Annotated in this window: 38 protein-coding genes; 37 read left to right on the forward strand and 1 reads right to left on the reverse strand. The window is 68.8% G+C overall.

From position 1 onward, the window contains the following. Positions 1 to 60: 60 nt before the first annotated feature. The 36 genes from rpsL to truA all read left to right on the forward strand — a co-directional run bounded on the left by rpsL (position 61) and on the right by truA (position 22,919). Positions 61 to 435: a 30S ribosomal protein S12 gene (gene rpsL, locus GA0070618_RS14115; protein ID WP_014440718.1), complete on the forward strand. Its 375-nt coding sequence runs from the start codon at positions 61 to 63 to the stop codon at positions 433 to 435. A gap of 1 nt (position 436) precedes the next feature. Next, positions 437 to 907: a 30S ribosomal protein S7 gene (rpsG, locus tag GA0070618_RS14120; RefSeq protein WP_046567226.1), complete on the forward strand. Its 471-nt coding sequence runs from the start codon at positions 437 to 439 to the stop codon at positions 905 to 907. Positions 908 to 984: 77 nt separating this feature from the next. Further along, positions 985 to 3,081, forward strand: coding sequence for an elongation factor G (fusA, locus tag GA0070618_RS14125; RefSeq protein ID WP_088982048.1), 2,097 nt, complete (start codon positions 985 to 987; stop codon positions 3,079 to 3,081). 170 nt (positions 3,082 to 3,251) lie between these two features. Next, positions 3,252 to 4,445, forward strand: a complete 1,194-nt coding sequence (gene tuf / locus GA0070618_RS14130) for an elongation factor Tu (RefSeq protein WP_088982049.1) — start codon at positions 3,252 to 3,254, stop codon at positions 4,443 to 4,445. A gap of 350 nt (positions 4,446 to 4,795) precedes the next feature. Further along, entirely contained in the window at positions 4,796 to 5,104 is a 309-nt protein-coding gene (rpsJ, locus tag GA0070618_RS14135; protein ID WP_007073037.1) for a 30S ribosomal protein S10, read from the forward strand. 11 nt (positions 5,105 to 5,115) lie between these two features. Next, complete coding sequence (gene rplC / locus GA0070618_RS14140) at positions 5,116 to 5,781, forward strand: 50S ribosomal protein L3 (RefSeq protein WP_088982050.1); 666 nt, start codon at positions 5,116 to 5,118, stop codon at positions 5,779 to 5,781. Beyond that, positions 5,778 to 6,428, forward strand: a complete 651-nt coding sequence (gene rplD / locus GA0070618_RS14145; protein ID WP_088982051.1) for a 50S ribosomal protein L4 — start codon at positions 5,778 to 5,780, stop codon at positions 6,426 to 6,428. Before rplC ends, rplD begins: the two co-directional genes overlap by 4 nt. Further along, complete coding sequence (gene rplW / locus GA0070618_RS14150; protein ID WP_088982052.1) at positions 6,425 to 6,727, forward strand: 50S ribosomal protein L23; 303 nt, start codon at positions 6,425 to 6,427, stop codon at positions 6,725 to 6,727. The genes rplD and rplW overlap by 4 nt, the downstream gene beginning before the upstream one ends. Before the next feature lie 12 nt (positions 6,728 to 6,739). Beyond that, on the forward strand, positions 6,740 to 7,579 hold the full coding sequence (gene rplB, locus GA0070618_RS14155; RefSeq protein WP_088982053.1) for a 50S ribosomal protein L2: 840 nt from the start codon (positions 6,740 to 6,742) through the stop codon (positions 7,577 to 7,579). Between the two features lie 12 nt (positions 7,580 to 7,591). Beyond that, complete coding sequence (gene rpsS / locus GA0070618_RS14160; RefSeq protein ID WP_020520478.1) at positions 7,592 to 7,873, forward strand: 30S ribosomal protein S19; 282 nt, start codon at positions 7,592 to 7,594, stop codon at positions 7,871 to 7,873. Between the two features lie 35 nt (positions 7,874 to 7,908). Further along, positions 7,909 to 8,367 (forward strand): 50S ribosomal protein L22, encoded by a 459-nt coding sequence (gene rplV, locus GA0070618_RS14165; RefSeq protein WP_088982054.1) that lies wholly within the window; start codon positions 7,909 to 7,911, stop codon positions 8,365 to 8,367. Then, positions 8,367 to 9,221, forward strand: a complete 855-nt coding sequence (gene rpsC / locus GA0070618_RS14170) for a 30S ribosomal protein S3 (protein ID WP_088982055.1) — start codon at positions 8,367 to 8,369, stop codon at positions 9,219 to 9,221. Before rplV ends, rpsC begins: the two co-directional genes overlap by 1 nt. Positions 9,222 to 9,224: 3 nt before the next feature. Further along, the gene (gene rplP, locus GA0070618_RS14175; protein WP_007465292.1) at positions 9,225 to 9,650 is read left to right on the forward strand and encodes a 50S ribosomal protein L16; all 426 of its coding nucleotides are present in this window, start codon (positions 9,225 to 9,227) and stop codon (positions 9,648 to 9,650) included. Further along, positions 9,650 to 9,886: a 50S ribosomal protein L29 gene (gene rpmC, locus GA0070618_RS14180; protein ID WP_088982056.1), complete on the forward strand. Its 237-nt coding sequence runs from the start codon at positions 9,650 to 9,652 to the stop codon at positions 9,884 to 9,886. Before rplP ends, rpmC begins: the two co-directional genes overlap by 1 nt. Further along, positions 9,883 to 10,164, forward strand: a complete 282-nt coding sequence (rpsQ, locus tag GA0070618_RS14185) for a 30S ribosomal protein S17 (protein ID WP_088982057.1) — start codon at positions 9,883 to 9,885, stop codon at positions 10,162 to 10,164. Before rpmC ends, rpsQ begins: the two co-directional genes overlap by 4 nt. A gap of 98 nt (positions 10,165 to 10,262) precedes the next feature. Then, complete coding sequence (gene rplN, locus GA0070618_RS14190) at positions 10,263 to 10,631, forward strand: 50S ribosomal protein L14 (protein ID WP_007465279.1); 369 nt, start codon at positions 10,263 to 10,265, stop codon at positions 10,629 to 10,631. After that, positions 10,628 to 10,948: a 50S ribosomal protein L24 gene (gene rplX, locus GA0070618_RS14195; protein ID WP_172900294.1), complete on the forward strand. Its 321-nt coding sequence runs from the start codon at positions 10,628 to 10,630 to the stop codon at positions 10,946 to 10,948. Before rplN ends, rplX begins: the two co-directional genes overlap by 4 nt. After that, complete coding sequence (rplE, locus tag GA0070618_RS14200; protein ID WP_088982058.1) at positions 10,948 to 11,517, forward strand: 50S ribosomal protein L5; 570 nt, start codon at positions 10,948 to 10,950, stop codon at positions 11,515 to 11,517. The genes rplX and rplE overlap by 1 nt, the downstream gene beginning before the upstream one ends. 1 nt (position 11,518) lies before the next feature. After that, the gene (locus GA0070618_RS14205) at positions 11,519 to 11,704 is read left to right on the forward strand and encodes a type Z 30S ribosomal protein S14 (protein ID WP_007465272.1); all 186 of its coding nucleotides are present in this window, start codon (positions 11,519 to 11,521) and stop codon (positions 11,702 to 11,704) included. 97 nt (positions 11,705 to 11,801) lie between these two features. Next, entirely contained in the window at positions 11,802 to 12,209 is a 408-nt protein-coding gene (gene rpsH, locus GA0070618_RS14210; RefSeq protein ID WP_013288624.1) for a 30S ribosomal protein S8, read from the forward strand. Positions 12,210 to 12,225: 16 nt separating this feature from the next. After that, a complete protein-coding gene (rplF, locus tag GA0070618_RS14215; protein WP_088982059.1) occupies positions 12,226 to 12,768 on the forward strand; it encodes a 50S ribosomal protein L6 in 543 nt (180 codons plus the stop codon). Then, positions 12,765 to 13,154, forward strand: coding sequence for a 50S ribosomal protein L18 (gene rplR / locus GA0070618_RS14220; RefSeq protein WP_088982060.1), 390 nt, complete (start codon positions 12,765 to 12,767; stop codon positions 13,152 to 13,154). The genes rplF and rplR overlap by 4 nt, the downstream gene beginning before the upstream one ends. A 33-nt stretch (positions 13,155 to 13,187) precedes the next feature. After that, positions 13,188 to 13,802 carry a 30S ribosomal protein S5 gene (gene rpsE / locus GA0070618_RS14225; RefSeq protein ID WP_088982061.1) on the forward strand — a complete coding sequence of 205 codons (615 nt, stop codon included), beginning with the start codon at positions 13,188 to 13,190 and terminating at the stop codon, positions 13,800 to 13,802. Next, a complete protein-coding gene (rpmD, locus tag GA0070618_RS14230) occupies positions 13,802 to 13,984 on the forward strand; it encodes a 50S ribosomal protein L30 (protein WP_088982062.1) in 183 nt (60 codons plus the stop codon). The genes rpsE and rpmD overlap by 1 nt, the downstream gene beginning before the upstream one ends. Continuing rightward, positions 13,984 to 14,427 (forward strand): 50S ribosomal protein L15, encoded by a 444-nt coding sequence (rplO, locus tag GA0070618_RS14235; RefSeq protein ID WP_088982063.1) that lies wholly within the window; start codon positions 13,984 to 13,986, stop codon positions 14,425 to 14,427. Before rpmD ends, rplO begins: the two co-directional genes overlap by 1 nt. A gap of 241 nt (positions 14,428 to 14,668) precedes the next feature. After that, positions 14,669 to 15,997 (forward strand): preprotein translocase subunit SecY, encoded by a 1,329-nt coding sequence (secY, locus tag GA0070618_RS14240; protein WP_088982064.1) that lies wholly within the window; start codon positions 14,669 to 14,671, stop codon positions 15,995 to 15,997. Beyond that, a complete protein-coding gene (locus GA0070618_RS14245) occupies positions 15,998 to 16,651 on the forward strand; it encodes an adenylate kinase (RefSeq protein WP_088982065.1) in 654 nt (217 codons plus the stop codon). It abuts the gene before it with no gap. A gap of 113 nt (positions 16,652 to 16,764) precedes the next feature. Continuing rightward, the gene (map, locus tag GA0070618_RS14250; protein WP_088982066.1) at positions 16,765 to 17,616 is read left to right on the forward strand and encodes a type I methionyl aminopeptidase; all 852 of its coding nucleotides are present in this window, start codon (positions 16,765 to 16,767) and stop codon (positions 17,614 to 17,616) included. A 541-nt stretch (positions 17,617 to 18,157) separates the two neighbouring features. Further along, positions 18,158 to 18,379 carry a translation initiation factor IF-1 gene (gene infA, locus GA0070618_RS14255; protein ID WP_007073013.1) on the forward strand — a complete coding sequence of 74 codons (222 nt, stop codon included), beginning with the start codon at positions 18,158 to 18,160 and terminating at the stop codon, positions 18,377 to 18,379. 97 nt (positions 18,380 to 18,476) lie between these two features. After that, positions 18,477 to 18,590, forward strand: a complete 114-nt coding sequence (gene rpmJ / locus GA0070618_RS14260; protein WP_088982067.1) for a 50S ribosomal protein L36 — start codon at positions 18,477 to 18,479, stop codon at positions 18,588 to 18,590. A 265-nt stretch (positions 18,591 to 18,855) separates the two neighbouring features. Further along, a complete protein-coding gene (rpsM, locus tag GA0070618_RS14265; RefSeq protein ID WP_007073012.1) occupies positions 18,856 to 19,236 on the forward strand; it encodes a 30S ribosomal protein S13 in 381 nt (126 codons plus the stop codon). Between the two features lie 18 nt (positions 19,237 to 19,254). Continuing rightward, the gene (rpsK, locus tag GA0070618_RS14270) at positions 19,255 to 19,662 is read left to right on the forward strand and encodes a 30S ribosomal protein S11 (RefSeq protein WP_030329919.1); all 408 of its coding nucleotides are present in this window, start codon (positions 19,255 to 19,257) and stop codon (positions 19,660 to 19,662) included. A 13-nt stretch (positions 19,663 to 19,675) separates the two neighbouring features. Beyond that, entirely contained in the window at positions 19,676 to 20,302 is a 627-nt protein-coding gene (rpsD, locus tag GA0070618_RS14275) for a 30S ribosomal protein S4 (protein WP_046567178.1), read from the forward strand. Between the two features lie 100 nt (positions 20,303 to 20,402). Further along, the gene (locus GA0070618_RS14280) at positions 20,403 to 21,425 is read left to right on the forward strand and encodes a DNA-directed RNA polymerase subunit alpha (RefSeq protein ID WP_088982068.1); all 1,023 of its coding nucleotides are present in this window, start codon (positions 20,403 to 20,405) and stop codon (positions 21,423 to 21,425) included. A 34-nt stretch (positions 21,426 to 21,459) separates the two neighbouring features. After that, on the forward strand, positions 21,460 to 22,020 hold the full coding sequence (rplQ, locus tag GA0070618_RS14285) for a 50S ribosomal protein L17 (RefSeq protein WP_088982069.1): 561 nt from the start codon (positions 21,460 to 21,462) through the stop codon (positions 22,018 to 22,020). Between the two features lie 68 nt (positions 22,021 to 22,088). Then, positions 22,089 to 22,919: a tRNA pseudouridine(38-40) synthase TruA gene (gene truA, locus GA0070618_RS14290; RefSeq protein WP_088982070.1), complete on the forward strand. Its 831-nt coding sequence runs from the start codon at positions 22,089 to 22,091 to the stop codon at positions 22,917 to 22,919. A gap of 22 nt (positions 22,920 to 22,941) precedes the next feature. Here the strand turns inward: truA and GA0070618_RS33475 are convergent, their stop codons facing one another. Further along, positions 22,942 to 24,174 carry a hypothetical protein gene (locus GA0070618_RS33475; RefSeq protein WP_143740244.1) on the reverse strand — a complete coding sequence of 411 codons (1,233 nt, stop codon included), beginning with the start codon at positions 24,172 to 24,174 and terminating at the stop codon, positions 22,942 to 22,944. 123 nt (positions 24,175 to 24,297) lie between these two features. Here GA0070618_RS33475 and GA0070618_RS14300 point away from each other — a divergent pair, with 123 nt between their 5' ends. After that, positions 24,298 to 24,903, forward strand: a complete 606-nt coding sequence (locus tag GA0070618_RS14300; RefSeq protein WP_088985520.1) for a class I SAM-dependent methyltransferase — start codon at positions 24,298 to 24,300, stop codon at positions 24,901 to 24,903. The last annotated feature ends 18 nt before the right edge of the window (positions 24,904 to 24,921 follow it).

Consider the following 24,921-nt stretch of genomic DNA (forward strand, 5'->3'; position numbering starts at 1 on the left):
GGGCGACTACGAGCAGACGGCGCGGTCGCGTGACGCGGCCGAAGGGAGCGGAGAAACCCGGTGCCCACGATCCAGCAGCTGGTCCGCAAGGGCCGCCAGGCCAAGACGAGTAAGACCAAGACCCCGGCGTTGAAGGGTTCCCCCCAGCGCCGTGGCGTGTGCACCCGCGTGTACACCACTACCCCCAAGAAGCCGAACTCGGCGCTGCGCAAGGTCGCTCGTGTCAAGCTCAGCAGCCAGATCGAGGTGACCGCCTACATCCCGGGCGTGGGTCACAACCTGCAGGAGCACTCGATCGTGCTCGTCCGTGGCGGCCGGGTGAAGGACCTCCCCGGCGTGCGTTACAAGATCGTCCGCGGATCGCTGGACACCCAGGGCGTCCGGAACCGCAAGCAGGCGCGCAGCCGCTACGGCGCGAAGAAGGAGAAGAGCTGAGATGCCCCGTAAGGGACCCGCTCCGCGGCGGCCGCTGGTCGCTGACCCGGTGTACAACTCGCCGCTGGTCACCCAGCTCGTGAACAAGATCCTGCTGCGCGGCAAGCGCCAGCTCGCCGAGCGCATCGTGTACGCGGCCCTGGAGGGCTGCCGCGAGAAGTCCGGCACCGACCCCGTCGTCACCCTGAAGCGGGCGATGGACAACGTCAAGCCGACCCTCGAGGTGCGCAGCCGCCGGGTCGGTGGCGCCACCTACCAGGTCCCGGTCGAGGTGCGTCCGGCGCGGGCGACCACCCTGGGCCTGCGTTGGCTGGTGACCTACTCCCGCGCCCGGCGCGAGAAGACCATGGTCGAGCGGCTGATGAACGAGCTGCTGGACGCCAGCAACGGCCTCGGCGCCGCCGTGAAGCGGCGTGAGGACACGCACAAGATGGCCGAGTCCAACAAGGCCTTCGCGCACTACCGCTGGTAACACATCAGGTTCCGGTGCCCTCCGGGGCACCGGAACCGCCACCAGTTGAGTCGAGACGACGATAAGTAGGGATTGAAGTGGCCGCCGCAGACGCGCTCGCCAACGTACGCAACATCGGCATCATGGCGCACATCGATGCCGGTAAGACCACGACCACCGAGCGGATCCTGTTCTACACCGGCATCACGTACAAGATCGGTGAGGTCCACGAGGGCGCCGCCGTCATGGACTGGATGGAGCAGGAGCAGGAGCGGGGGATCACCATCACCTCCGCCGCCACCAAGTGTGAGTGGAAGGGCCACACGATCCAGATCATCGACACGCCCGGCCACGTCGACTTCACGGTCGAGGTCGAGCGGTCGCTGCGGGTGCTGGACGGTGCGGTGGCCGTTTACGACGGTGTCGCCGGTGTGGAGCCGCAGACGGAGAACGTCTGGCGTCAGGCCGACAAGTACAACGTCCCCCGGATGTGCTTCGTCAACAAGCTCGACCGGACCGGTGCCGACTTCTTCCGCTGCGTGCAGATGATGATCGACCGGCTCAACGCCACCCCGCTGGTGCTCCAGATCCCGATCGGTGCCGAGAGCGACTTCATCGGCGTGGTCGACCTGGTCGAGATGCGTGCGCTCACCTGGCGCGGCGAGACCCAGAAGGGTGAGGACTACGCGGTCGAGGAGATCCCGGCGGACCTCGCCGACTCCGCCGCCGAGTGGCGCGAGAAGCTGATGGAGACCCTGGCCGACGTCGACGACGCGGTCATGGAGAAGTACCTGGAGGGCGAGGAGATCTCCGTCGAGGAGGTCAAGGCCGCCATCCGCCGGGCCACCATCGGCGGCAAGGCCAACCCGGTCCTCACCGGTACCGCCTTCAAGAACAAGGGCATCCAGCCGATGCTCGACGCGGTGGTCGCTTACCTGCCGTCGCCGCTGGACATCCCGGCCATCGAGGGCACCGCGACCGACGGTGAGACCCCGCTGCAGCGGAAGCCGTCGAAGGCGGAGCCGTTCTCCGCGCTGGCGTTCAAGATCCAGACGGACAAGCACCTCGGCAAGCTCACCTACGTGCGGATCTACTCCGGCACGCTCGAGTCCGGCTCCCAGGTGGTCAACTCCACCAAGGACCGCAAGGAGCGGATCGGCAAGATCTACCAGATGCACGCCAACAAGCGGGAAGAGCGCAGCTCGGCCCAGGCTGGCGACATCATCGCGGTGCAGGGTCTGAAGCAGACCACCACCGGTGACACGCTCTGCGACCCGGCGAACCCGGTCATCCTGGAGTCGATGACCTTCCCGGAGCCGGTCATCGAGGTCGCCATCGAGCCGAAGACCAAGGCCGACCAGGAGAAGCTCAGCACCGCCATCCAGCGGCTCGCCGAGGAGGACCCGACCTTCCGGGTCAAGCTCGACGACCAGACCGGTCAGACGGTCATCTCCGGCATGGGCGAGCTGCACCTGGACATCCTGGTCGACCGGATGCGCCGCGAGTTCAACGTCGAGGCGAACATCGGCAAGCCGCAGGTGGCGTACCGCGAGACCATCCGCCGCAAGGTGGAGAAGGTCGAGTACACCCACAAGAAGCAGACCGGTGGTTCCGGCCAGTACGCCCGGGTGATCATCAGCCTGGAGCCGCTGCCGCTGGGCAACGACGCCCCGACCTACGAGTTCGCCAACGCCGTGACCGGTGGCCGTATCCCCCGGGAGTTCATCCCGTCGGTGGACGCGGGTGCGCAGGACGCCATGCAGTTCGGCATCCTCGCCGGCTTCCCCCTGGTGGGCGTCAAGCTCACCCTGGTGGACGGCCAGTACCACGAGGTCGACTCGTCGGAAATGGCATTCAAGATCGCCGGCTCGATGGCGATGAAGGAGGCGGCCCGCAAGGCCGATCCCGCTCTCCTCGAGCCGATGATGGCCGTTGAGGTCACCACTCCGGAGGAGAACATGGGTGACGTCATCGGCGACCTCAACTCCCGCCGCGGCATCATCCAGGCGATGGAGGAGCGCAGCGGCGCCCGCGTCGTCCGGGCTCTGGTGCCGTTGTCGGAGATGTTCGGCTACGTCGGCGACCTGCGGTCGAAGACCCAGGGCCGGGCTAGCTACAGCATGCAGTTCGACTCCTACGCCGAGGTTCCGGCCAGCGTGGCGAAGGAGATCATCGCGAAGGCCACGGGCGAGTAGTTTCTCGCCTGCGGCCTCCGCGGGGCTGCATGAGACCGGGCCTGTAGGCTTCACCGCCGCAAGTCCCACAAGCTCTCCGGCCGTACGGTCGGAAAGGCTGTCGACAGAGTCCTAAGCGCTACAACGGCGCGCCGGGGCGTACGAACCAAGAAGTCCACAGGAGGACACCAGTGGCGAAGGCGAAGTTCGAGCGGACTAAGCCGCACGTCAACATCGGCACCATTGGTCACATCGACCACGGTAAGACGACGCTGACGGCGGCCATCACGAAGGTCCTGCACGACCAGTACCCGGACCTCAACCCGTACACGCCGTTCGACGAGATCGACAAGGCGCCGGAGGAGAAGGCCCGGGGCATCACGATCTCGATCGCGCACGTCGAGTACCAGACCGAGAACCGGCACTACGCGCACGTCGACTGCCCCGGGCACGCCGACTACATCAAGAACATGATCACCGGTGCCGCGCAGATGGACGGCGCGATCCTGGTGGTCGCGGCGACCGACGGCCCGATGCCGCAGACCCGCGAGCACGTGCTGCTGGCCCGCCAGGTCGGCGTGCCGTACATCGTCGTGGCGCTCAACAAGAGCGACATGGTCGACGACGAGGAGCTCCTGGAGCTCGTCGAGCTCGAGGTTCGTGAGCTGCTCTCGAACCAGGAGTACCCGGGTGACGACCTGCCGGTCGTCCAGGTCTCGGCGCTCAAGGCCCTCGAGGGTGACCCCGTGTGGACCGAGAAGCTCCTGGAGCTGATGAACGCGGTCGACACCGCGATCCCGCAGCCGGAGCGTGAGACCGAGAAGCCGTTCCTGATGCCGATCGAGGACGTCTTCACGATCACCGGTCGTGGCACCGTCGTCACCGGTCGCGCGGAGCGCGGCGTCCTCAAGCCGAACGAGGAGGTGGAGATCGTCGGCATCAAGGAGAAGTCGATGAAGACGGTCTGCACCGGTATCGAGATGTTCCGCAAGCTGCTCGACGAGGCCCGCGCGGGCGAGAACGTCGGTCTGCTGCTGCGGGGTATCAAGCGCGAGGACGTCGAGCGCGGCATGGTGGTCGTCAAGCCGGGCACCTCGACCCCGCACACGGAGTTCGAGGCGACCGTCTACATCCTCTCCAAGGAGGAGGGTGGACGGCACACCCCGTTCTTCCAGAACTACCGTCCGCAGTTCTACTTCCGGACCACGGACGTCACCGGCGTCGTCACGCTGCCCGAGGGCACCGAGATGGTCATGCCGGGCGACAACACCACGATGACCGTGAAGCTGATCCAGCCCATCGCGATGGAGGACAACCTCAAGTTCGCGATCCGGGAGGGTGGCCGTACGGTCGGCGCTGGTCGCGTCACCAAGATCATCAAGTGAGCTGGGTAACCCCGATTAGACCCGCCGCCGGTCGTGCGGCATACTAGTCAGGTTGCGTAACGACAGTTCGTCGCCTGCGTTCGGATTTCGCCGAACCTCCGGGTGAGAGAACAGTCGGGCGTAGGGTGGTTGGCGGCCTGCCGTCAACCACCCTCGCACGGCGTTCAGGTCGCGGTAGTGCGATCGGCGCCTTGACCCACCGTGCGGTCAGTATCGCTCCGGCCTTCCGGGGCGGAGCCTGGCCCGAGGGCGCGACACGCCCGACCGCGGGGGTCGGCGGAAGTGGGCCTGTGCCAGCCGGTGCAGGCGCCCGCAACACAGCGGCATCGAGAGAAGGAACAGAAGCCACCATGGCGGGACAGAAGATCCGCATCCGGCTCAAGGCCTATGACCACGAGGTCGTCGACTCCTCGGCTCGGAAGATCGTCGAGACGGTGACGCGCACCGGGGCGCAGGTCGCGGGCCCGGTGCCGCTGCCCACGGAGATCAACCGTTTCTGCGTTATCCGCTCGCCGCACAAGTACAAGGACTCGCGCGAGCACTTCGAGATGCGTACGCACAAGCGGCTGATCGACATCATCGACCCGACCCCCAAGACGGTCGACTCGCTCATGCGCCTCGACCTGCCGGCTGGCGTCGACATCGAGATCAAGCTGTAGGGACCGGACAAATGGACAGGCAAGTAAAGGGGATCCTGGGCGCAAAGCTCGGCATGACCCAGGTCTGGGACAACAACAAGGTTGTCCCGGTGACCGTGGTGCAGGCCGGCCCGTGCGTCGTCAGCCAGGTTCGTAGCGCCGAGAAGGACGGTTACTCGGCCATCCAGCTGGCCTACGGCGCGATCGACCCGCGCAAGGTCAAGAAGCCGATCAGCGGCCACTACGCGAAGGCCGAGGTGGCGCCGCGCCGGCACATCGTCGAGCTGCGCACCATCGACGCCGCCGAGTACGCCCTCGGCCAGGAGGTCACCGTCTCCGAGTTCGCCCCGGGCGCCTCGATCGACGTGACCGGCAAGACCAAGGGCAAGGGCTACGCCGGCCCGATGAAGCGGCACGGCTTCCACGGTCTGCGGGCCAGCCACGGTGTCGAGCGCAAGCACCGCTCGCCCGGCTCGATCGGCGCCTGCGCCACCCCGGGTCGCGTCTTCAAGGGCACCCGGATGGCCGGCCGGATGGGTGGCGTGCGCTACACCGTCCAGAACCTGACCGTCCAGGCGGTCGACACCGAGAACAACCTCCTGCTCGTCCGTGGCGCCATCCCCGGCCCCAAGGGCGCGCTGGTCCTGGTCCGTACCGCGGCCAAGGCCAAGGCGAAGAAGGGCGGTGCGGCGAAGTGACCACGGTTGACGTGCTCACCGTCGACGGCACCAAGAAGGGCTCCGTCGAGCTCCCGGCAGACATCTTCGACGTGCAGGCCAACGTCGCGCTGATGCACCAGGTGGTGGTGGCCCAGCTCGCGGCCGCCCGCCAGGGCACGCACAAGACGAAGACCCGCGGCGAGGTCTCCGGTGGCGGCAAGAAGCCGTACAAGCAGAAGGGCACCGGCCGCGCCCGCCAGGGTTCGACCCGGGCGCCGCAGTTCGCCGGCGGTGGTGTGGTGCACGGCCCGGTGCCGCGCGACTACAGCCAGCGGACCCCCAAGAAGATGAAGGCCGCCGCGCTGCGCGGGGCCCTCTCCGACCGGGCCCGCGCCGGCCAGGTGCACGTCGTCGAGGCGTTCGTCTCCGGCGAGAAGCCGTCCACCAAGGCGGCCCTGGCCACGCTGGCGAAGCTGACCGAGGCCCGGCGGGTCCTGGTCGTGCTGAGCAGCACCGACGAGCTGAACTGGGTGTCGCTGCGCAACGAGCCGCGGGTGCACCTGATCGAGGCCGGCCAGCTCAACACGTACGACGTGCTGGTGGCCGACGACGTGGTCTTCACCAAGGGCGCCCTGGACGAGTTCCTCGGCGTGCCCGCCGAGACCACCGAGGAGGGTGGCAAGTGAGCACGATCGCCGACCCGCGCGACATCATCGTGGCGCCGGTCGTCTCGGAGAAGAGCTACAGCGAGCTGAACCGCAACTGGTACACCTTCCTGGTGCACCCGGACGCCAACAAGACCGAGATCAAGATCGCTATCCAGCAGATCTTCAACGTCCGCGTCCTGACGGTCAACACGCTCAACCGCGAGGGCAAGCGCAAGCGCACCAAGACCGGCTTCGGCCAGCGCAAGGCCACCAAGCGGGCGATGGTGAAGCTGGCTGACGGTGACCGTATCGAGGCCTTCGGCGGCCCGGTCAGCTGAGGGGTGTAGACAATGGCTATCCGTAAGTACAAGCCGACGACGCCGGGCCGGCGTGGCTCCAGTGTCGCCGACTTCGCCGAGATCACCCGGTCGACGCCGGAGAAGTCGCTGCTGGCTCCGCTGCCGAAGAAGGGCGGTCGGAACGCCCACGGCCGGATCACCGCCCGGCACCAGGGTGGCGGACACAAGCGGCAGTACCGTCTGATCGACTTCAAGCGGGTCGACAAGGACGGCGTGCCGGCGAAGGTCGCCCACATCGAGTACGACCCGAACCGCACCGCGCGCATCGCGCTGCTGCACTACGCCGACGGCGAGAAGCGCTACATCCTCGCGCCGAAGGACCTGAAGCAGGGCGACACCGTCGAGTCGGGTCCCGGCGCGGACATCAAGCCGGGCAACAACCTGCCGCTGCGGAACATCCCGGTCGGTACCACCATCCACAGCGTGGAGCTGCGTCCGGGCGGCGGGGCCAAGCTGGCCCGTTCGGCCGGCGTCGGCATCCAGCTGCTGGGCCGGGAGGGCGCGTACGCCACCCTCCGGATGCCGTCCGGTGAGATCCGGCGGGTCGACGTCCGCTGCCGCGCGAGCGTCGGCGAGATCGGCAACGCCGACCAGTCGAACATCAACTGGGGCAAGGCCGGCCGGATGCGGTGGAAGGGCAAGCGCCCGACCGTCCGTGGTGTGGCGATGAACCCGGTGGACCACCCGCACGGTGGTGGTGAGGGTAAGACCTCCGGTGGTCGCCACCCGGTCAACCCGAAGGGTAAGCCCGAGGGCCGTACCCGCCGTAAGGGCCAGCCGAGCGACCGGCTGATCGTCCGCCGCCGCTACGCCACGCGTAAGCGCGGCTGAGGGAGATAGAAGATGCCTCGCAGCCTGAAGAAGGGCCCGTTCATCGACGACCACCTGCTCAAGAAGGTGGAAGTGCAGAACGAGAAGGGCTCGAAGAACGTCATCAAGACCTGGTCGCGGCGCTCGACGATCATCCCGGAGATGCTGGGACACACGATCGCCGTGCACGACGGACGCAAGCACGTCCCGGTGTTCGTCACCGAGGCGATGGTCGGGCACAAGCTCGGCGAGTTCGCGCTGACCCGCACGTTCAAGGGTCACGAGAAGGACGACCGCAAGAGCCGCCGCCGCTAGGCGAGCCACGGATAGAGGAACAAGGGGTTACAGCGATGCCAGGAAAGGGCGACGCTCCGGTGCTTCCGGGCGCGCGGGCGATTGCGCGGCACGTGCGCATCTCGCCGATGAAGGCGCGCCGGGTGGTCAACCTCGTCCGCGGCCTGCCCGCGAAGGAGGCGCTCACGGTGCTGCAGTTCGCGCCGCAGGCTGCGAGCGAGCAGGTGTACAAGGTGCTCGCGAGCGCGATCGCCAACGCGGAGAACAACGAGCGGCTGGACCCCGACGCGCTGCTCGTCAGCGAGGCGTTCGTCGACGAGGGCCCGACCATGAAGCGGTTCCGGCCGCGGGCGCAGGGCCGGGCGTACCGGATCCGCAAGCGCACGTGCCACATCACGGTGGCGGTCGAGGCGGTCGCGCCGGCCGCGCCGAAGAAGTCTTCGGCGAAGAAGGCGGCCCCGGCGAAGCAGGCCGAGCCGGCTGAGACGCAGAGCAAGACGGAGGGCGCCGAGTAATGGGTCAGAAGGTTCACCCGCACGGGTTCCGGCTCGGCATCTCGACCGACTGGAAGTCCCGCTGGTTCGCGGACAAGCTCTACAAGGACTACATCGGCGAGGACGTCAAGATCCGCCGCATGATGTCCAAGGGGCTGGAGCGGGCCGGCATCTCCAAGGTCGACATCGAGCGCACCCGCGACCGGGTCCGGGTCGACATCCACACCGCCCGTCCGGGCATCGTCATCGGCCGTAAGGGCGCCGAGGCCGACCGGATCCGGGGGGAGCTGGAGAAGCTCACCGGCAAGCAGGTGCAGCTCAACATCATCGAGGTGAAGAGCCCCGAGTCGGACGCGCAGCTCGTCGCGCAGGGCGTGGCCGAGCAGCTCTCCAGCCGGGTCAGCTTCCGTCGGGCGATGCGTAAGGCCATGCAGTCCGCGATGAAGAACCCGGTCTGCAAGGGCATCCGGGTCCAGGTCTCGGGCCGGCTCGGCGGCGCCGAGATGAGCCGGACCGAGTTCTACCGCGAGGGCCGGGTTCCGCTGCACACGCTGCGGGCCAACATCGAGTACGGCTTCTTCGAGGCCCGTACCACCTTCGGCCGGATCGGCGTGAAGGTCTGGATCTACAAGGGCGACGCGGTTCCGGGCCGGGAGGCCCCGGCCGAGGCCCCGTCCCGCCCGCGTCGTGAGCGTGGCGACCGTCCCGACCGTCCGCGCCGTGGTCGCTCCGGTTCCGCCGGCACGACCTCCGGTGGCACCGAGGCCGGCCGGGCCGCCGCGACCACCGTCGCGCAGCAGGCCGAGACGCCGAGTGGCGAGCAGGTGGATGCTTCCGCCGTCGCCGCCGCGGCAGAAACGCAGCAGGAGGGCTGACAGATGCTGATGCCGCGCAAGCCCCCGAAGGGCTTCCGCAAGCCGCACCACCCGGACCGCAGCGGCGCGTCCAAGGGTGGTAACCGGGTGGTGTTCGGCGAGTTCGGGATCCAGGCTCTGGAGCCGGCGTACGTCACCAACCGGCAGATCGAGTCGGCTCGTATCGCGATGACCCGCCACATCAAGCGTGGCGGCAAGGTCTGGATCACCATCTTCCCGGACCAGGCGCTGACCAAGAAGCCGGCGGAAACCCGGATGGGTTCCGGTAAGGGTTCGCCCGAGTGGTGGGTGGCCAACGTGAAGCCGGGGCGGGTCCTCTTCGAGATGTCCTTCCCCAACGAGCAGATCGCGCGAGAGGCGATGCGTCGCGCGATCCACAAGCTCCCGATGAAGTGCCGCATTGTGACGCGCGAAGTGGGTGAATCCTGATGGCAGCGGGCGTTAAGGCCGCCGAGCTGCGTGAGCTCTCCGAAGAGGAGCTGGTCACGAAGCTGCGGGAGGCCAAGGCGGAGCTGTTCAACCTCCGCGTTCAGGCCGCCACCGGTCAGCTCGACAACAACCGGCGGCTCCAGGTCATCCGTCGGGAGATCGCCCGGATCTACACGATCATGCGTGAGCGCGAGCTGGGGCTCTCGGCCGCGCCGACTGAGGTGACTGCATCATGAGCGAGACCGAGAACACCACCGCCACCGTGCGGGCTCGCCGCAAGGTCCGTGAGGGCCTCGTGGTCAGCGACAAGATGGACAAGACCGTCGTCGTCGAGGTCGAGGACCGGGTCAAGCACGCGCTGTACGGCAAGATCATGCGCCGTACCAGCAAGCTGAAGGTGCACGACGAGCAGAACGCCGCCGGCATCGGCGACCGGGTTCTGATCATGGAGACCCGGCCGCTGTCGGCCACCAAGCGGTGGCGGATCGTGGAAATCCTGGAAAAGGCCAAGTAGCGAAGGCTCGAGCTCGCCCGGCGGCAGTCGGGCGCAAGGTTCCGCCAGGCTCCGGCCGCGTTCAGCGGCCGGAGAACCGGCAGACATAGGAGATAGACGTGATTCAGCAGGAGTCGCGACTGCGCGTCGCCGACAACACGGGTGCCCGGGAGATCCTGTGCATCCGCGTTCTCGGTGGCTCCGGTCGGCGCTACGCGAGCATCGGCGACGTCATCGTGGCCACCGTCAAGGACGCGATCCCGGGCGCCGGTGTGAAGAAGGGCGACGTCGTCAAGGCCGTCGTCGTCCGCACCGCCAAGGAGAGGCGGCGGCCGGACGGCTCGTACATCCGCTTCGACGAGAACGCCGCCGTCATCATCAAGGACGGTGGGGACCCGCGCGGTACCCGTATCTTCGGCCCGGTCGGTCGGGAGCTGCGGGACAAGCGGTTCATGAAGATCATCTCTCTCGCGCCGGAGGTGTTGTGACCGTGAAGGTCAAGAAGGGCGACACGGTCGTCGTCATCGCCGGCAAGGACAAGGGTGCCAAGGGCAAGGTCATCGCGGCCTACCCGCGGCAGGACAAGGTCCTCGTCGAGGGCGTGAACCGCGTCAAGAAGCACACCCGCATCCGCACCACCCAGCGTGGCGCCAAGACCGGTGGCATCGTCACCCAGGAGGCCCCGATCCACGTTTCCAACGTGCAGGTCCTGGACTCCGAGGGGAAGCCGACCCGTATCGGGTACCGGTTCGACGAGAACGGCCAGAAGGTCCGCATCGCGCGTAGCACCGGTAAGGACCTGTGATGACCACGGCTACCGAAACCAAGACCCTGCCGCGCCTCAAGGAGCGGTACCGCAACGAGATCGTGGCCAAGCTGCAGGAGCAGCACAACTACGCGAACCCCATGCAGGTTCCGCGGTTGGTCAAGATCGTCGTCAACATGGGTGTGGGCGAGGCCGCCCGCGACGCCAAGCTGATCGACGGCGCGGTCCGCGACCTGGCCACGATCACCGGCCAGAAGCCGCAGGTGCGGCGGGCCACCAAGTCCATCGCGCAGTTCAAGCTCCGCGAGGGCATGCCGATCGGCGCGAAGGTCACCCTGCGGGGCGACCGGATGTGGGAGTTCCTTGACCGGCTGCTCTCCATCGCGCTGCCGCGTATCCGGGACTTCCGCGGCCTGGACGGGCGCAAGCTCGACGGGCACGGCAACTACACGTTCGGTCTGACCGAGCAGTCGGTGTTCCACGAGATCGACCAGGACAAGATCGATCGCCAGCGGGGCATGGACATCACGGTGGTCACGACCGCCACGACCGACGACGAGGGCCGGGCGCTGCTCAAGTTCCTGGGCTTCCCGTTCAAGGAGAACTGAGATGGCCAAGAAGGCGCTGATCATCAAGGCGGCCGCGAAGCCGAAGTTCTCGGTTCGCGCGTACACCCGCTGCCAGCGGTGCGGGCGTCCGAAGGCGGTCTACCGCAAGTTCGGTCTCTGCCGGGTGTGCATCCGGGAGATGGCCCACCGCGGTGAGCTGCCCGGCGTGTCCAAGGCTTCCTGGTAATAGCCCGGCGCGCTCCGCGCGTCAGCTGCACTGTCTCTTCGCCGTAGGCCCCCGGGCGTACCCGCGGGAACCCCGGCGAGAAAGGTAGACGAAATCCATGACGATGACCGACCCGATCGCAGACATGCTCACGCGTCTGCGTAACGCCAACCAGGCGTACCACGACCGGGTGACGATGCCCTACTCCAAGATCAAGGCGAACATCGCCGAGGTCCTGAAGGCCGAGGGTTACATCGCCACCTGGTCGGTCGAGGAGCCCGAGGAGGGCGCCGTCGGCAAGCGACTGGTCGTCGAGCTGAAGTACGGCCAGAACCGGGAGCGGAGCCTGGCCGGCATCAAGCGCGTGTCCAAGCCCGGTCTCCGGGTTTACGCCAAGTCGGATGGGCTCCCGCGGGTGCTCGGCGGCCTCGGCGTGGCGATCATTTCGACGTCCCAGGGGCTGCTCACCGACCGGCAGGCCCGCAAGCGGAGCGTTGGCGGGGAAGTCCTCGCCTTCGTCTGGTAACGGGAGACAGGTAGAAATGTCGCGTATTGGACGTAAGTCGATCCCGGTGCCAGCCGGCGTCGATGTCACGATCGACGGCCAGACCGTCAAGGTCAAGGGCCCCAAGGGCGAGCTGTCGCACACCCTCTCCGAGCCGATCACGGTGGAGAAGGCGGAGAACGGCGAGCTGCAGGTCAACCGCCCGAACGACGAGCGGAAGGCCAAGGAGCTGCACGGCCTGAGCCGTACCCTGGTGGCGAACATGATCGTCGGGGTCACCGAGGGCTACCGCAAGAGCCTGGAGATCGCCGGCACCGGTTACCGGGTGACCGCCAAGGGCAAGGACCTCGAGTTCGCGCTCGGGTTCTCGCACCCGGTCCTGGTCCCCGCCCCGGACGGCATCACCTTCACCGTCGAGAAGCCGACGCTGTTCCACGTGGCCGGCATCGACAAGCAGCTCGTCGGTGAGGTCGCCGCCAACATCCGGAAGATCCGCCCGCCGGAGCCCTACAAGGGCAAGGGCGTGAAGTACCAGGGCGAGGTCATCCGCCGTAAGGCTGGAAAGGCAGGTAAGAAGTGAGCGCCACGCTGCTCAAGCGCCGCCGCGGCGTCGCCGCCAAGCGTGCCGTCGGGCGTGCGCGTCGGCACTTCCGGGTGCGTAAGAACGTCAACGGCACCGCCGAGCGTCCCCGCCTGGTCGTCACCCGGTCGCTGCGCCACATCGTGGCCCAGATCGTCGACGACACCAAGGGTCACACCCTGGCGTCGGCCTCGACCCTGGACGCCTCGCTGCGGGGCGCCGAGGGCGACAAGAGCGCCCTGGCCGGCAAGGTCGGCACCCTGCTCGCCGAGCGGGCCAAGGCCGCCGGCGTCTCGAAGGTCGTCTTCGACCGTGGTGGCAACCGGTATGCGGGGCGGGTCGCCGCTCTGGCCGACGCCGCTCGCGAAGCCGGACTCGAGTTCTAACAACCCCGTCACGAGAGAGAAGGAAGGCTGCTGATGCCAGGTCAACAGCGCCGTGGCGGCGGGTCCGGTGGCAACGAGGGTGGTCGCCGCGACAACCGCCGTGAGGGCGGCCGCGGAAACGCGCCCGTCGAGAAGACCCCGCACCTCGAGCGGGTCGTCGCGATCAACCGCGTCGCCAAGGTCGTGAAGGGTGGTCGTCGCTTCAGCTTCACCGCCCTGGTGATCGTGGGCGACGGCGACGGCACCGTCGGCGTGGGCTACGGAAAGGCCAAGGAGGTGCCCGCGGCGATCGCCAAGGGCGTCGAGGAGGCCAAGAAGCACTTCTTCAAGGTGCCGCGGATCGGTGCCTCGATCCCGCACCCGGTGCAGGGCGAGGACGCCGCCGGTGTGGTGCTGCTCAAGCCGGCCTCCGCCGGTACGGGCGTCATCGCCGGTGGCCCGGTGCGTGCCGTGCTGGAGTGCGCGGGTATCCACGACGTGCTCTCCAAGAGCCTCGGCTCGTCGAACCCGATCAACATCGTGCACGCCACCGTGGCGGCCCTGAAGGGGCTGGAGTCCCCGGAGCAGGTCGCCGCCCGTCGTGGCCTGCCGGTCGAGGATGTCGCGCCGGCCGCGATGCTGGCTGCGCGGGCGGGGGTGGCGTCCTGATGGCACGCCTGAAGGTCACCCAGGTCCGGTCCGGGATCGGGACCAAGCACAACCAGCGTGAGTCGCTGCGTTCGCTCGGTCTCAAGCGGATCAACGACGTGGTGGTCAAGGAGGACCGCCCCGAGATTCGGGGCATGATCTTCGCGGTCAACCACCTCGTGAAGGTCGAGGAGGTCGAGTAATGACGATCAAGGTCCACCACCTGCGCCCGGCGCCCGGTGCCAAGACCGCCAAGACCCGGGTGGGTCGCGGTGAGGGCTCCAAGGGCAAGACCGCCGGTCGCGGTACGAAGGGCTCGAAGGCCCGTAAGAACATCTCGCCGGCGTTCGAGGGTGGGCAGATGCCCATCCACATGCGCCTGCCGAAGATGAAGGGCTTCAAGAACAAGTTCAAGGTGGTCTTCCAGGTGGTCAACCTGGACCGGCTCGCCGAACTCTTCCCCAACGGTGGCCAGATCGGCCCCGACGAGCTGGTCGAGGCCGGCGCGGTCCGCAAGGGCCACCCGGTGAAGGTGCTCGGCAGCGGGGATCTCGGTGGGGTGGCGCTCCAGGTGTCGGCGCACGCGTTCAGCGCGTCGGCCAAGGAGAAGATCGCTGCCGCCGGTGGTTCGGTCACCGAGCTGTAGGGCAACCAGGACCGTGGCGCTCGTTCAGTTGACGACAACTGGCGGGCGCCACGGTCTACTGCGTGTCAGTGTTCCGAATCACATCGTTACCGGTTTATGTTCCCGGGCAAGCCTGCCCGGACGGCGGTCGGACTGTTAGAGTCCCTTCCCAGCTATGGATATCGGGCGCTCGCCCGACCGCCATCCCGCCCCGTCCCCGCCAGGGTTCCACCGGCGGCCCGCCTCGCGCAGGAGGAAGAAGTTGCTGTCCGCCTTTCTCAGTGCGTTCCGTACGCCTGACCTGCGCAAGAAGCTGCTGTTCACAGTCGGCATCATCGCGGTCTACCGGCTCGGTGCGACACTGCCCAGCCCCGGCGTCTCGTACGCGAACGTGCAGAAGTGCATCGACAGCATGGAGGGGGGCTCCAACGGAGTCTTCAACCTGCTGAACCTCTTCTCCGGCGGCGCGCTGCTGTCGCTCTCGGTCTTCGCGCTGGGCATCATGCCCTACATCACCGCGTCGATCATCCTGCAGCTGTTGACGGTGGTGATCCCACGGCTGGAGCAGCTCCGCAAGGAGGGCCAGGCCGGCCAGGCGAAGATCACCCAGTACACCCGGTACCTGACCCTCGGCCTGGGCGTGCTCCAGGCGTCGGCGTTCGTGGCCCTGGCCCGCTCCGGTCAGCTCTTCAACAACCAGTGCGACCAGTTCCCGATCATCCCGCAGGGCACCGGCATCCCGGACTGGCTGACGCTGACCATCCTGGTCATGACCATGACCGCCGGCACCGGCATGGTGATGTGGCTCGGTGAGCTGATCACCGACCGGGGCGTCGGCAACGGCATGTCCGTCCTGATCTTCACCTCGATCGCCGCCCGGCTCCCCAGCGAGGGCTGGCAGATCAAGATCAGCAAGGGCTGGGACTGGTTCGCCCTCGTCATCGTGCTGGTCCTGCTGGTCATCACCGCGGTCGTCTTCATCGAGCAGGCACAGCGCCGGATCCCGGTGCAGTACGCCAAGCGCATGATCGGCCGGCGGATGTACGGCGGCACCTCGACCTACATCCCGCTGAAGGTCAACCAGGCGGGTGTCATCCCGGTCATCTTCGGTTCGTCGCTGCTCTACCTGCCGCAGCTGGCGCTCCAGTTCTTCGACCAGAACAACCCGGGCAAGACCCAGGCCTGGATCCAGAACAACCTGGCCGACCCGACCAGCCCGATCTACATCACGGTCTACTTCCTGCTGATCATCTTCTTCACCTACTTCTACGTCTCGATCACGTTCAACCCGACCGAGGTCGCGGACAACATGAAGAAGTACGGCGGCTTCGTGCCGGGCATCCGCCCCGGCAAGCCGACCGCCGAGTACCTCGACTTCATCCTCAGCCGGATCACCCTGCCGGGCGCGCTCTACCTCGCGGTCATCTCGGTCCTGCCGAACTTCTTCTTCATCTGGCTGGACAGCCAGGCCTACGTGAACTTCCCGTTCGGCGGCACCGCCGTGCTGATCATGGTCGGCGTGGGCCTGGAGACCGTGAAACAGATCGAGAGCCAACTCATGCAGCGGAACTACGAAGGGTTCCTGCGGTAGATGCGACTCGTTCTGGTTGGCCCGCCGGGCGCGGGCAAGGGCACACAGGCGGAGTTCATCGCCGCGCACCTGTCGGTTCCGAAGATCTCGACCGGGGACATCTTCCGGGCGAACGTCTCGCAGGGCACGCCGCTCGGGGTCGAGGCCAAGCGCTACATGGACGCCGGCAAGCTGGTCCCGGACGAGGTGACCATCAACATGGTCCGGGGCCGGCTCGCCGAGCCGGACGCCGCCGAGGGCTTCCTGCTCGACGGCTTCCCGCGGACGACGCCGCAGGCCGCCGCCCTGGACAAGCTCCTCGCCGACCTCGGTACCGCGCTCGACGTGGTGCTGGAGCTGGTGGTGGACGACGACGAGGTGATCCGGCGGCTCTCCGGCCGCCGGACCTGCCGGGGCTGCGGCAAGATCTGGCACGTCGAGTTCGACGCGACCACCCGGGACGGCATCTGCGACCGCTGCGGCGCGGAGCTGTTCCAGCGTGACGACGACAAGCCCGAGACGATCGCCGCCCGGCTGCGCGAGTACGCCGAGAAGACCGCTCCGCTGGTCGACTACTACGGCGCCCAGGGCAAGCTGGTCGGCATCGACGCGACCGGACCGGTCGAGGACGTCACCGTCCGGGCGATCGACGCCCTGCGTTCCTACGGCGGCTGACGCCCGCGCTCCCGCGACGGCCAGGGCCCTGCCTTTCGTGGCGGCTAGAGTGCGAGGAGTACGAGCGTGTCCCGTCGTGCCCCCGCCTCCCGTTGACGAAAGGTAACCGCGTCATGCGCCGTCCCCAGCTGGACATCCAGCTGAAGACCCCCGAGCAGATCGAGAAGATGCGGGCCGCCGGCCTGGTGGTGGCCGCCGCCCTGCAGCGGATGCGCGAGGCGGTGGCACCGGGGGTCAGCACCGCCGACCTGGACGCGATCGCCGAGTCGGTGATCCGGGGCGCCGGCGCGGTGCCCTCGTTCAAGGGCTACCACGGGTTCCCCGCCTCGATCTGTTCCTCGGTCAACGAGCAGGTAGTGCACGCCATCCCCGCGCCCGACCAGGTCCTCCGGGAGGGCGACCTGATCTCGATCGACTGTGGGGCGGTCCTGGACGGCTGGCACGGCGACGCGGCGATCACCGTCGGGGTCGGTACGGTCGATCCCGCGCTGCTGCGGATGGCCGAGGTCGCCGAGGACGCCATGTGGGCGGGGATCGCCGCCGCGGCCCGAGGGGCGGCGAACGGCCGGGGCCGGCTCACCGACATCTCCCACGCGGTGGAGAAGGCGGTCCGTAAGGGCGGCCGGTACGGCATCGTCGACGGGTACGGCGGGCACGGCATCGGCACCGAGATGCATCAGGATCCGCACGTGCTCAACCACGGGCGTCCGGGGCGCGGGCCGCGCTTGGTCCCCGGGATCGCGCTCGCCATCGAGCCGATGATCACGATGGGGTCGCCGCGTACGGTCGAGCTGGCCGACGGCTGGACGGTGGCGACCCGGGACGGTTCGGTCGCCGCACACGTCGAGCACTCCATGGCGCTGCTGGAGGATGGTGTCTGGGTGCTCACCGCCCCGGACGGCGGCCGGGCCCGCCTGGGTGACCTGGTGACCTCCCGCCAGCGCGCCGACTCGCCCGCGCTCTGACCGGTCGCCCATCGCCGCCCGCGCCCTCCACGCCCCCGAACACCGCTTCCTTCTCGGCCACCTCGCCACCTCGGGTCGGCCGCCGGTTCCCCGCGGCCCGGCAACCGTCCGCTCGGCCGTCCTGCGGTGTTCTCTGCTCCGCACGGGCACCGATCCCACCGCCGGTCTAGGAAGGGTCCGGAGGTCGGAGGCGGGGCGGGGGTGGTCGACCGGTGGCACACCCGGCCCATGGACCGGGGCGGGATGCGGGCGGCCGACACCGACCGGGCGGCGTCGGCACAGCGGGTGCGGGTGGCGCTCGGCGAGGCGTGATCAGCGACTGTTTGTCCTGATTTCGAGTGACCGGGGTGGCCGGTTTGGCGTGCGCAGGTCGGCGAGCGTACACTTTCAGATCGGCGCACAGCGTCCACTCCGGCATGCCCGCCCTGCGCTTCGGTGGCGGTCGGAGCCGCGGCTGGCTCGAACCCTCTGATGACCATCAGAAGTTCGTGTAAGACGTTGTGGGCCGTCCGGAGTAACCGACGTCAGGACAGCGGAGGACATGCCGAAAAAAGACGGAGCCATCGAGATCGAGGGTCGAGTCATCGAGCCCCTGCCGAACGCCATGTTCCGGGTGGAGCTCGCGAACGGTCACAAGGTGCTGGCTCACATCAGCGGCAAGATGCGGCAGCACTACATCCGCATCCTGCCGGAGGACCGGGTCGTCGTCGAACTCTCGCCGTACGACCTGACCCGCGGGCGCATCGTCTACCGCTACAAGTAACCACGCCTGACGACGGCCGGGTAGTCCCCGTGTCCGTCTTCGACGTCCGGTGTCGCGCTTCGTCGCGTCTCCGGGCCAGATGGGAAGTAAGGCAACCGTGAAGGTCAAGCCGAGCGTCAAGAGGATCTGCAACAAGTGCCGGGTCATCCGCCGGCACGGCCGGGTCATGATCATCTGCTCCGACCCGCGCCACAAGCAGCGCCAGGGCTGAACCAGGGCTGACCGACCGTCCGACGGTCGGTCGAACCGGTTCGGGCCGCGGATCCCGACACCACATCATCAGCTCGTCCCAGCCGCGAGCGGTACGCATCGCGTACTCCCACGTGGCTGACCCCCGGTCGGAGGCCGGGGCCCGTTCGGGCAACGACCGCCCCCGGTCGCGACGCGTCACGGCGCGTCCGGTCGGAGCGACGGTCGGAACGGGGTGGGGCGGGCTCAGACCTCCGCCAGAACACCACAAGGGAGTACGCCCGCACATGGCACGTCTAGTCGGCGTCGACCTCCCCCGCGAAAAGCGGATGGAGATCGCGCTCACCTACATCTTCGGCGTGGGTCGCACCCGTGCCCTGGAGACGCTCGCCGCCACCGGCATCTCGCCGGACAAGCGCGCTCGGGACCTCACGGACGAGGAGCTGGTCCAGCTCCGCGACCACATCGAGGCGAACTACAAGGTAGAAGGCGACCTGCGCCGCGAGGTCGCCGCTGACATCCGCCGCAAGGTCGAGATCGGCTGCTACGCCGGCATCCGGCACCGCCGGGGTCTGCCCGTGCGCGGGCAGCGGACCAGGACCAACGCGCGGACCCGGAAGGGCCCGAAGCGGACCGTCGCCGGCAAGAAGAAGCCCGGCAAGAAGTAACTAGGAGCGCACAGACTTATGCCACCGAAGGCTCGTGCCGGAGCCGCCGTCAAGAAGGTCCGGCGCAAGGAACGCAAGAACGTCGCCCACGGGCAGGCGCACATCAAGAGCACCTTCAACAACACGATCGTGTCCATCACGGACCCGACCGGTGCGGTCATCTCCTGGGCCTCCGCCGGTCAGGTCGGCTTCAAGGGCTCCCGCAAGTCGACCCCGTTCGCCGCGCAGCTGGCCGCCGAGGCCGCCGCGCGCCGGGCGATGGAGCACGGCATGCGCAAGGTCGACGTCTTCGTGAAGGGCCCCGGCTCCGGCCGGGAGACCGCGATCCGTTCGCTGCAGGCAGTCGGGCTGGAGGTCGGCCAGATCGCCGACGTCACCCCGCAGCCGCACAACGGATGCCGTCCGCCGAAGCGTCGTCGGGTCTGAGAGGTAGAGAGAGATGGCTCGTTACACCGGTGCTGACTGCCGCCGTTGCCGGCGGGAGAAGATGAAGCTGTTCCTCAAGGGCAGCAAGTGCGATGGCCCGAAGTGCCCGTTCGAGTCGCGGCCGTTCCCGCCCGGACAGCACGGCCGGGGCCGCACCAAGGAGACGGAGTACCTGCTCCAGCTCCGCGAGAAGCAGAAGGCCCGCCGCGTGTACGGCGTGCTGGAGAAGCAGTTCCGCGGGTACTACGAGGAGGCCGTGGCCAAGCAGGCCAAGACCGGTGAGGTCCTCCTGCAGATCCTCGAGTCGCGGCTGGACAACGTGGTCTACCGGGCTGGCTACGCCAAGTCCCGGGACATGGCCCGTCAGCTGGTCAAGCACGGCCACTTCACGGTGAACGGCAAGAAGGTCGACATCCCGTCGTACCGCGTGAAGGAACACGACATCGTCGAGGTCCGGGGCAAGAGCAAGGAGCTCACCCCGTTCATCGTGGCCCAGGCCGAGGCCGGCTCGAAGACGGTGCCGGCCTGGCTGGAGGCGATCCCCAGCCAGATGAAGATCCTGGTGCACTCGCTCCCGGCCCGGCAGGTCATCGACACGCAGGTCCAGGAGCAGCTGATCGTCGAGCTCTACTCGAAGTAGTCGGAGCTCGTTGCGGTGGTCCGTCCCCTCCCGGGGCGGACCACCGGAACAGTTTGTCGTGGGCGTCATATGGCGGGCGCCCCGGAAGAGAAGAGAAGACATGCTCATCAGCCAGCGACCGACCCTCTCCGAAGAGTCGATCAACGAGACCCGGTCCCGGTTCACCATCGAGCCGCTGGAGCCGGGCTTCGGCTACACCCTGGGCAACTCGCTGCGGCGTACGCTGCTGTCGTCCATCCCGGGTGCGGCGGTGACCTCGATCAAGATCGACGGCGTGCTGCACGAGTTCACCACGATCCCCGGTGTCAAGGAGGACGTGGTCGAGCTCGTCATGAACATCAAGGAGCTCTGCGTCAGCTCCGAGCACGACGAGCCGGTCAGCATGTACCTGCGTAAGCAGGGTCCGGGCGACGTGACCGCGGGCGACATCCAGCCCCCGGCCGGCGTCTCGGTGCACAACCCGGAGCTGAAGCTCGCCACCCTCAACGGCAAGGGCCGGCTCGACATGGAGCTGACCGTCGAGCGGGGTCGCGGCTACGTCACGGCGGCGCAGAACAAGCAGGCCGGCGCGGAGATCGGCCGGATCCCGGTCGACTCGATCTACTCGCCGGTCCTGAAGGTCACCTACCGTGTCGAGGCGACCCGGGTCGAGCAGCGGACCGACTTCGACCGGCTGATCATCGACGTCGAGACCAAGCCGTCGATGGGGCCGCGTACCGCGCTGGCCTCCGCCGGTTCGACGCTGGTGGAGCTCTTCGGGCTGGCCCGGGAGCTGGACGAGACCGCCGAGGGCATCGACATCGGGCCGTCCCCGCAGGACGCCCAGCTCGCGGCGGACCTGGCCCTGCCGATCGAGGAGCTGGACCTCACCGTCCGCTCGTACAACTGCCTGAAGCGCGAGGGCATCAACACCGTCGGTGAGCTGATCGGGCGCACCGAGGCCGACCTCCTCGACATCCGCAATTTCGGTCAGAAGTCGATCGACGAGGTCAAGATGAAGCTCGCCGGGATGGGGCTGGGCCTGAAGGACTCCGCGCCCAACTTCGACCCGGCACACGTCGTGGACACCTTCGGCGAGGCTGACTACGACACCGACGACTACCGCGAGACCGAGCAGCTGTAACCGCGGCTGAGCATCTAAACGAGGAGCAACAGGCATGCCCACGCCCACCAAGGGCCCCCGCCTCGGCGGCAGCCCCGCGCACGAGCGGCTGATGCTGGCCAACCTGGCCACCGCGCTGTTCCAGCACGGCAAGATCCAGACCACCGAGACGAAGGCCCGGCGGCTGCGTCCGCTGGCCGAGCAGCTCATCACCAAGGCCAAGCGCGGTGACCTGGCCTCGCGGCGGCGGGTGCTGGGCGTCGTCAAGGACAAGGACGTGGTCTACGCCCTGTTCGACCAGATCGCGCCCCGGTACGCCAACCGCAACGGTGGCTACACCCGGATCGTGAAGACCGGTCCGCGCAAGGGTGACGCCGCGCCGATGGCGATCATCGAGCTGGTCGAGGAGCTTCAGGTCGCCGAGGCCAAGGCGAACCGGAAGACCGCCGCCCGCAAGGCCGCGCAGCAGGACAAGGTCGAGGCGCTCGCCCCGGCCGACGAGGCTCCGCAGGCCAAGAGCGGCGACCAGGACGCCGAGGCCCCGGTGTCGGCGTCCGGCGACACCGCCGCCGCCCGCGAGGACAGCGACGAGGCCGGCGAGAACGACAAGGCCTGAGCATGAGGCCACCATCGGGCCCGGCACCCTTCGGGGTGCCGGGCCCGATGCATGACGCGGAGGTACGAGTGGAGGAGCGGATCCGGCTTCGGCTGGACGTCGCGTACGACGGCACCGGTTTCTCGGGGTGGGCCGCGCAGCCGGAGCGGCGGACGGTGGCCGGGGTGCTCACCGCGACCCTGGACCTGGTGCTCGGGGCGGGCGTCGCGACCGGACTGACCGTGGCCGGCCGGACCGACGCCGGGGTCCACGCCAGCGGCCAGGTGTGCCACCTCGACCTGCCCGCCGAGGTGTGGCAGGCGCACGAGGGCGGTCTGCTGCGCCGGCTCGCCCGGCTGCTCCCGCCGGACGTGCGGATCCGGGCGATGACCGAGGTGCCCGCCGACTTCGACGCCCGGTTCTCGGCGACCTTCCGGCGCTACGAGTACCGGGTGACCGACGCCCCGTGGGGCGCCGAGCCGCTGCGCCGGCACGAGGTGCTGGCCTGGCCGCGCCCGCTGGACCTGGCGGCGTTGAACGCCGCCGCGGCCGGGCTGGTGGGCGAGCACGACTTCGCCGCGTACTGCAAGCGCAAGGAGAACGCCACCACGCTGCGCGAGGTGACCCGGCTGGACTGGCGACGGGACCCCGACGGCCTGCTGGTCGCCACCGTGCAGGCGGACGCGTTCTGCCAGGCGATGGTGCGCAGCCTGGTCGGGGCGATGCTGGTCGCCGGGGACGGCCGACGCCCGGTCGACTGGCCGGCGAGCCTGCTGAGCCGGCGGGAACGGTCGAGTGAGGTGACCGTGGCGCCTGCGCACGGGCTGACCCTGGTCGCGGTCGGCTACCCCGACGACCCGACGGAGTACGCGCGCCGCGCCGACCTCACCCGTCGCCTGCGGGTGCCGAGCACGTCCTGACCCCGACCGCCGCGCGGGCGACTCAGTCGTCGTTGGTGTCCGGGTCCGTTCTCCTGGTCCCCTCCGGGTTGGGCTGGACGAGGTCGCCCTCGGCCCGACGCTCCAGCACGCCCTTGTCGAGGTGACGCTCGATCAGGTCGTGGAGCACCTGCTTCGCCTCCGGGTCGTTCGCGCCGACCGGCTGACCGTCCGCCCGGACCACCAGGCAGTAGGCGATGTAGTGGCCACGTACCTGCCAGGCGACCCGGGCCGCGGCGGTGGTCAACGCCTCGGTCTCGTCGCCGGCCTCCAGGGCCAGGAACCGGCCCCGGCGCTCCTGGAGGATCTCCCGGATCCGTTCCCGGACCCGTTCGGCGGTGGCCTGGTCGGTGAGGTTCAACAGCCCGGCGGTGGCCAGGTGCTCGCCGTCCGGTGCCCGGACGGTGCCCCGGACGACCTGGTTGCAACCGAGCCGGACCAGCAGGTCGGCGAGGTCGTCGGTGGCCGCCACCGCGCAGCTCGCGCTGGAGTGGGTCTTGAGGACCTGGTACGCCGGTTGCCCGTCGGCGACGACCAGTTGCTGGCCCGGGAACACCTCCCGCGCGGTCAGCGGCAGCGGGTCGGTGTCGCGTGAGTCCAGGTCGGTCCGGGCCGGCTCCTCGGTGCGCGCCGCGTCGGGCTGGGCTGGCGGTGGGATCTGTGACTCCGACGCCGAGTCTCGTTCCATGAACACGGCGGCGGTGCCGAGGCCGCAGATGGCCAGGAGCACCAGGACCGCCGCGCCCCCCACCACCACCTGCCACAGCCGGCCACCCATCCGGGGGACGCGTACCGTCGGGGACACCACAGCGGACGCTGCGGCCGGCTGCGTGGCGCTCTCCGCCCCGGCGGCCCGCTCCGGGTCAACAGTCTGAGCTGCGGCGGACGGTGGCGCGAAGCTCTGAGGCGCGGCGGCCTGTGGCGCGAAGGTCTGGGGCGCGACGGCCTGGGGTGCGGCGGCCTGGGGTGCGGCGGGTTCCGGGCCGATGGGCTGCGGTTCGGGCGGGGCGGCGGGAGCAGGGCTCTCCTCGGGCACCGGCATGCCCGGGGGTGGCACCGGAACGGCGGCCCGGGCCGGCTCGGCAGTCACCCGGGGGACCGGGGGCAGGTCCGGCGTCGGGAAGCGGGAGGGGGAGGGGCCGGCGGAGGCGCGTCGCGCGCGGGCCACCGACGGGTCGGCTCCGGAGTGCGGAAGCCCCTGCAATGCGTCCTCATCGGACTCGTACCGGTACACCATGGCCTCAGATTAAGTGCATTACTCCTTTCGGGGGTTAAAACGGGAAATTAGCCCTGGACGCTCCGCTCCGGACAGCAGAACGTCGGTGCCGGCCCCTCCACGCCGGTGCGGGAGAATGCGGACGTGACCGGCGACCACTACTTCAGCTCCCGCCCCGCGAGCCTGCCCCAGCCGCGGCAGGTCGAGTTCTCCGTCGCCGGGCGCGACTACACCCTGGACTCCGCCGGCGGGGTCTTCTCCGCCGACCGCCTCGACCCGGGCACCGCGGTCCTGCTGCGCAAGGCCGAGCTGCCCACGCCGGAGACCGCCGGGGCGCTGCTCGACCTCGGCTGCGGATTCGGGCCGATCACCTGCGTCCTCGCCACCCACGCCCCGGCGGCGACGGTCTGGGCGGTCGACGTCAACGAGCGCGCCCGGGAACTCACCGCCGGCAACGCCGCCCGGGTCGGGGCCGCCGGACGGGTGCGGGTGGCCGCGCCGGACGATGTACCCGACGACGTCACCTTCGCCCAGCTCTGGTCCAACCCGCCGATCCGGGTCGGCAAGGAGGAACTGCACACCCTGCTGCTGCGCTGGCTGCCCCGGCTCGCCCCGGACGGCGTCGCCTGGCTCGTGGTCGCCCGGCACCTCGGCGGCGACTCGCTGCACGGCTGGCTCACCGACCAGGGCTGGCAGGTCGTCCGGCACGCCAGTCAGAAGGGCTACCGGGTGCTCCGCGTCACCCGGTAAATGGATGTCCCGGGCCCG

Origin of the sequence: Micromonospora echinospora (genome assembly GCF_900091495.1) — a bacterium.
GTDB classification, from domain to species: domain Bacteria; phylum Actinomycetota; class Actinomycetes; order Mycobacteriales; family Micromonosporaceae; genus Micromonospora; species Micromonospora echinospora.

Bases quoted from the DNA above. Each gene is read 5' to 3' on its own strand.
- rpsQ (WP_088982057.1), top strand. From the start codon at position 9,883: ATGAGCGAGACCGAGAACACCACCGCCACCGTGCGGGCTCGCCGCAAG.
- rpmC (WP_088982056.1), top strand. From the start codon at position 9,650: ATGGCAGCGGGCGTTAAGGCCGCCGAGCTGCGTGAGCTCTCCGAAGAG.
- rpsE (WP_088982061.1), top strand. From the start codon at position 13,188: ATGCCAGGTCAACAGCGCCGTGGCGGCGGGTCCGGTGGCAACGAGGGT.
- rpsM (WP_007073012.1), top strand. From the start codon at position 18,856: ATGGCACGTCTAGTCGGCGTCGACCTCCCCCGCGAAAAGCGGATGGAG.
- rpsH (WP_013288624.1), top strand. From the start codon at position 11,802: ATGACGATGACCGACCCGATCGCAGACATGCTCACGCGTCTGCGTAAC.
- rplE (WP_088982058.1), top strand. From the start codon at position 10,948: ATGACCACGGCTACCGAAACCAAGACCCTGCCGCGCCTCAAGGAGCGG.
- rpsJ (WP_007073037.1), top strand. From the start codon at position 4,796: ATGGCGGGACAGAAGATCCGCATCCGGCTCAAGGCCTATGACCACGAG.
- GA0070618_RS14245 (WP_088982065.1), top strand. From the start codon at position 15,998: ATGCGACTCGTTCTGGTTGGCCCGCCGGGCGCGGGCAAGGGCACACAG.
- rpsD (WP_046567178.1), top strand. From the start codon at position 19,676: ATGGCTCGTTACACCGGTGCTGACTGCCGCCGTTGCCGGCGGGAGAAG.
- rplF (WP_088982059.1), top strand. From the start codon at position 12,226: ATGTCGCGTATTGGACGTAAGTCGATCCCGGTGCCAGCCGGCGTCGAT.
- rpsK (WP_030329919.1), top strand. From the start codon at position 19,255: ATGCCACCGAAGGCTCGTGCCGGAGCCGCCGTCAAGAAGGTCCGGCGC.
- GA0070618_RS14205 (WP_007465272.1), top strand. From the start codon at position 11,519: ATGGCCAAGAAGGCGCTGATCATCAAGGCGGCCGCGAAGCCGAAGTTC.
- rplP (WP_007465292.1), top strand. From the start codon at position 9,225: ATGCTGATGCCGCGCAAGCCCCCGAAGGGCTTCCGCAAGCCGCACCAC.
- rpsG (WP_046567226.1), top strand. From the start codon at position 437: ATGCCCCGTAAGGGACCCGCTCCGCGGCGGCCGCTGGTCGCTGACCCG.
- rplB (WP_088982053.1), top strand. From the start codon at position 6,740: ATGGCTATCCGTAAGTACAAGCCGACGACGCCGGGCCGGCGTGGCTCC.
- rpmD (WP_088982062.1), top strand. From the start codon at position 13,802: ATGGCACGCCTGAAGGTCACCCAGGTCCGGTCCGGGATCGGGACCAAG.
- rpsS (WP_020520478.1), top strand. From the start codon at position 7,592: ATGCCTCGCAGCCTGAAGAAGGGCCCGTTCATCGACGACCACCTGCTC.
- rpsC (WP_088982055.1), top strand. From the start codon at position 8,367: ATGGGTCAGAAGGTTCACCCGCACGGGTTCCGGCTCGGCATCTCGACC.
- rplC (WP_088982050.1), top strand. From the start codon at position 5,116: ATGGACAGGCAAGTAAAGGGGATCCTGGGCGCAAAGCTCGGCATGACC.
- GA0070618_RS33475 (WP_143740244.1), bottom strand. From the start codon at position 24,174: ATGGTGTACCGGTACGAGTCCGATGAGGACGCATTGCAGGGGCTTCCG.
- rplO (WP_088982063.1), top strand. From the start codon at position 13,984: ATGACGATCAAGGTCCACCACCTGCGCCCGGCGCCCGGTGCCAAGACC.
- GA0070618_RS14280 (WP_088982068.1), top strand. From the start codon at position 20,403: ATGCTCATCAGCCAGCGACCGACCCTCTCCGAAGAGTCGATCAACGAG.
- rplV (WP_088982054.1), top strand. From the start codon at position 7,909: ATGCCAGGAAAGGGCGACGCTCCGGTGCTTCCGGGCGCGCGGGCGATT.
- infA (WP_007073013.1), top strand. From the start codon at position 18,158: ATGCCGAAAAAAGACGGAGCCATCGAGATCGAGGGTCGAGTCATCGAG.
- map (WP_088982066.1), top strand. From the start codon at position 16,765: ATGCGCCGTCCCCAGCTGGACATCCAGCTGAAGACCCCCGAGCAGATC.
- rplQ (WP_088982069.1), top strand. From the start codon at position 21,460: ATGCCCACGCCCACCAAGGGCCCCCGCCTCGGCGGCAGCCCCGCGCAC.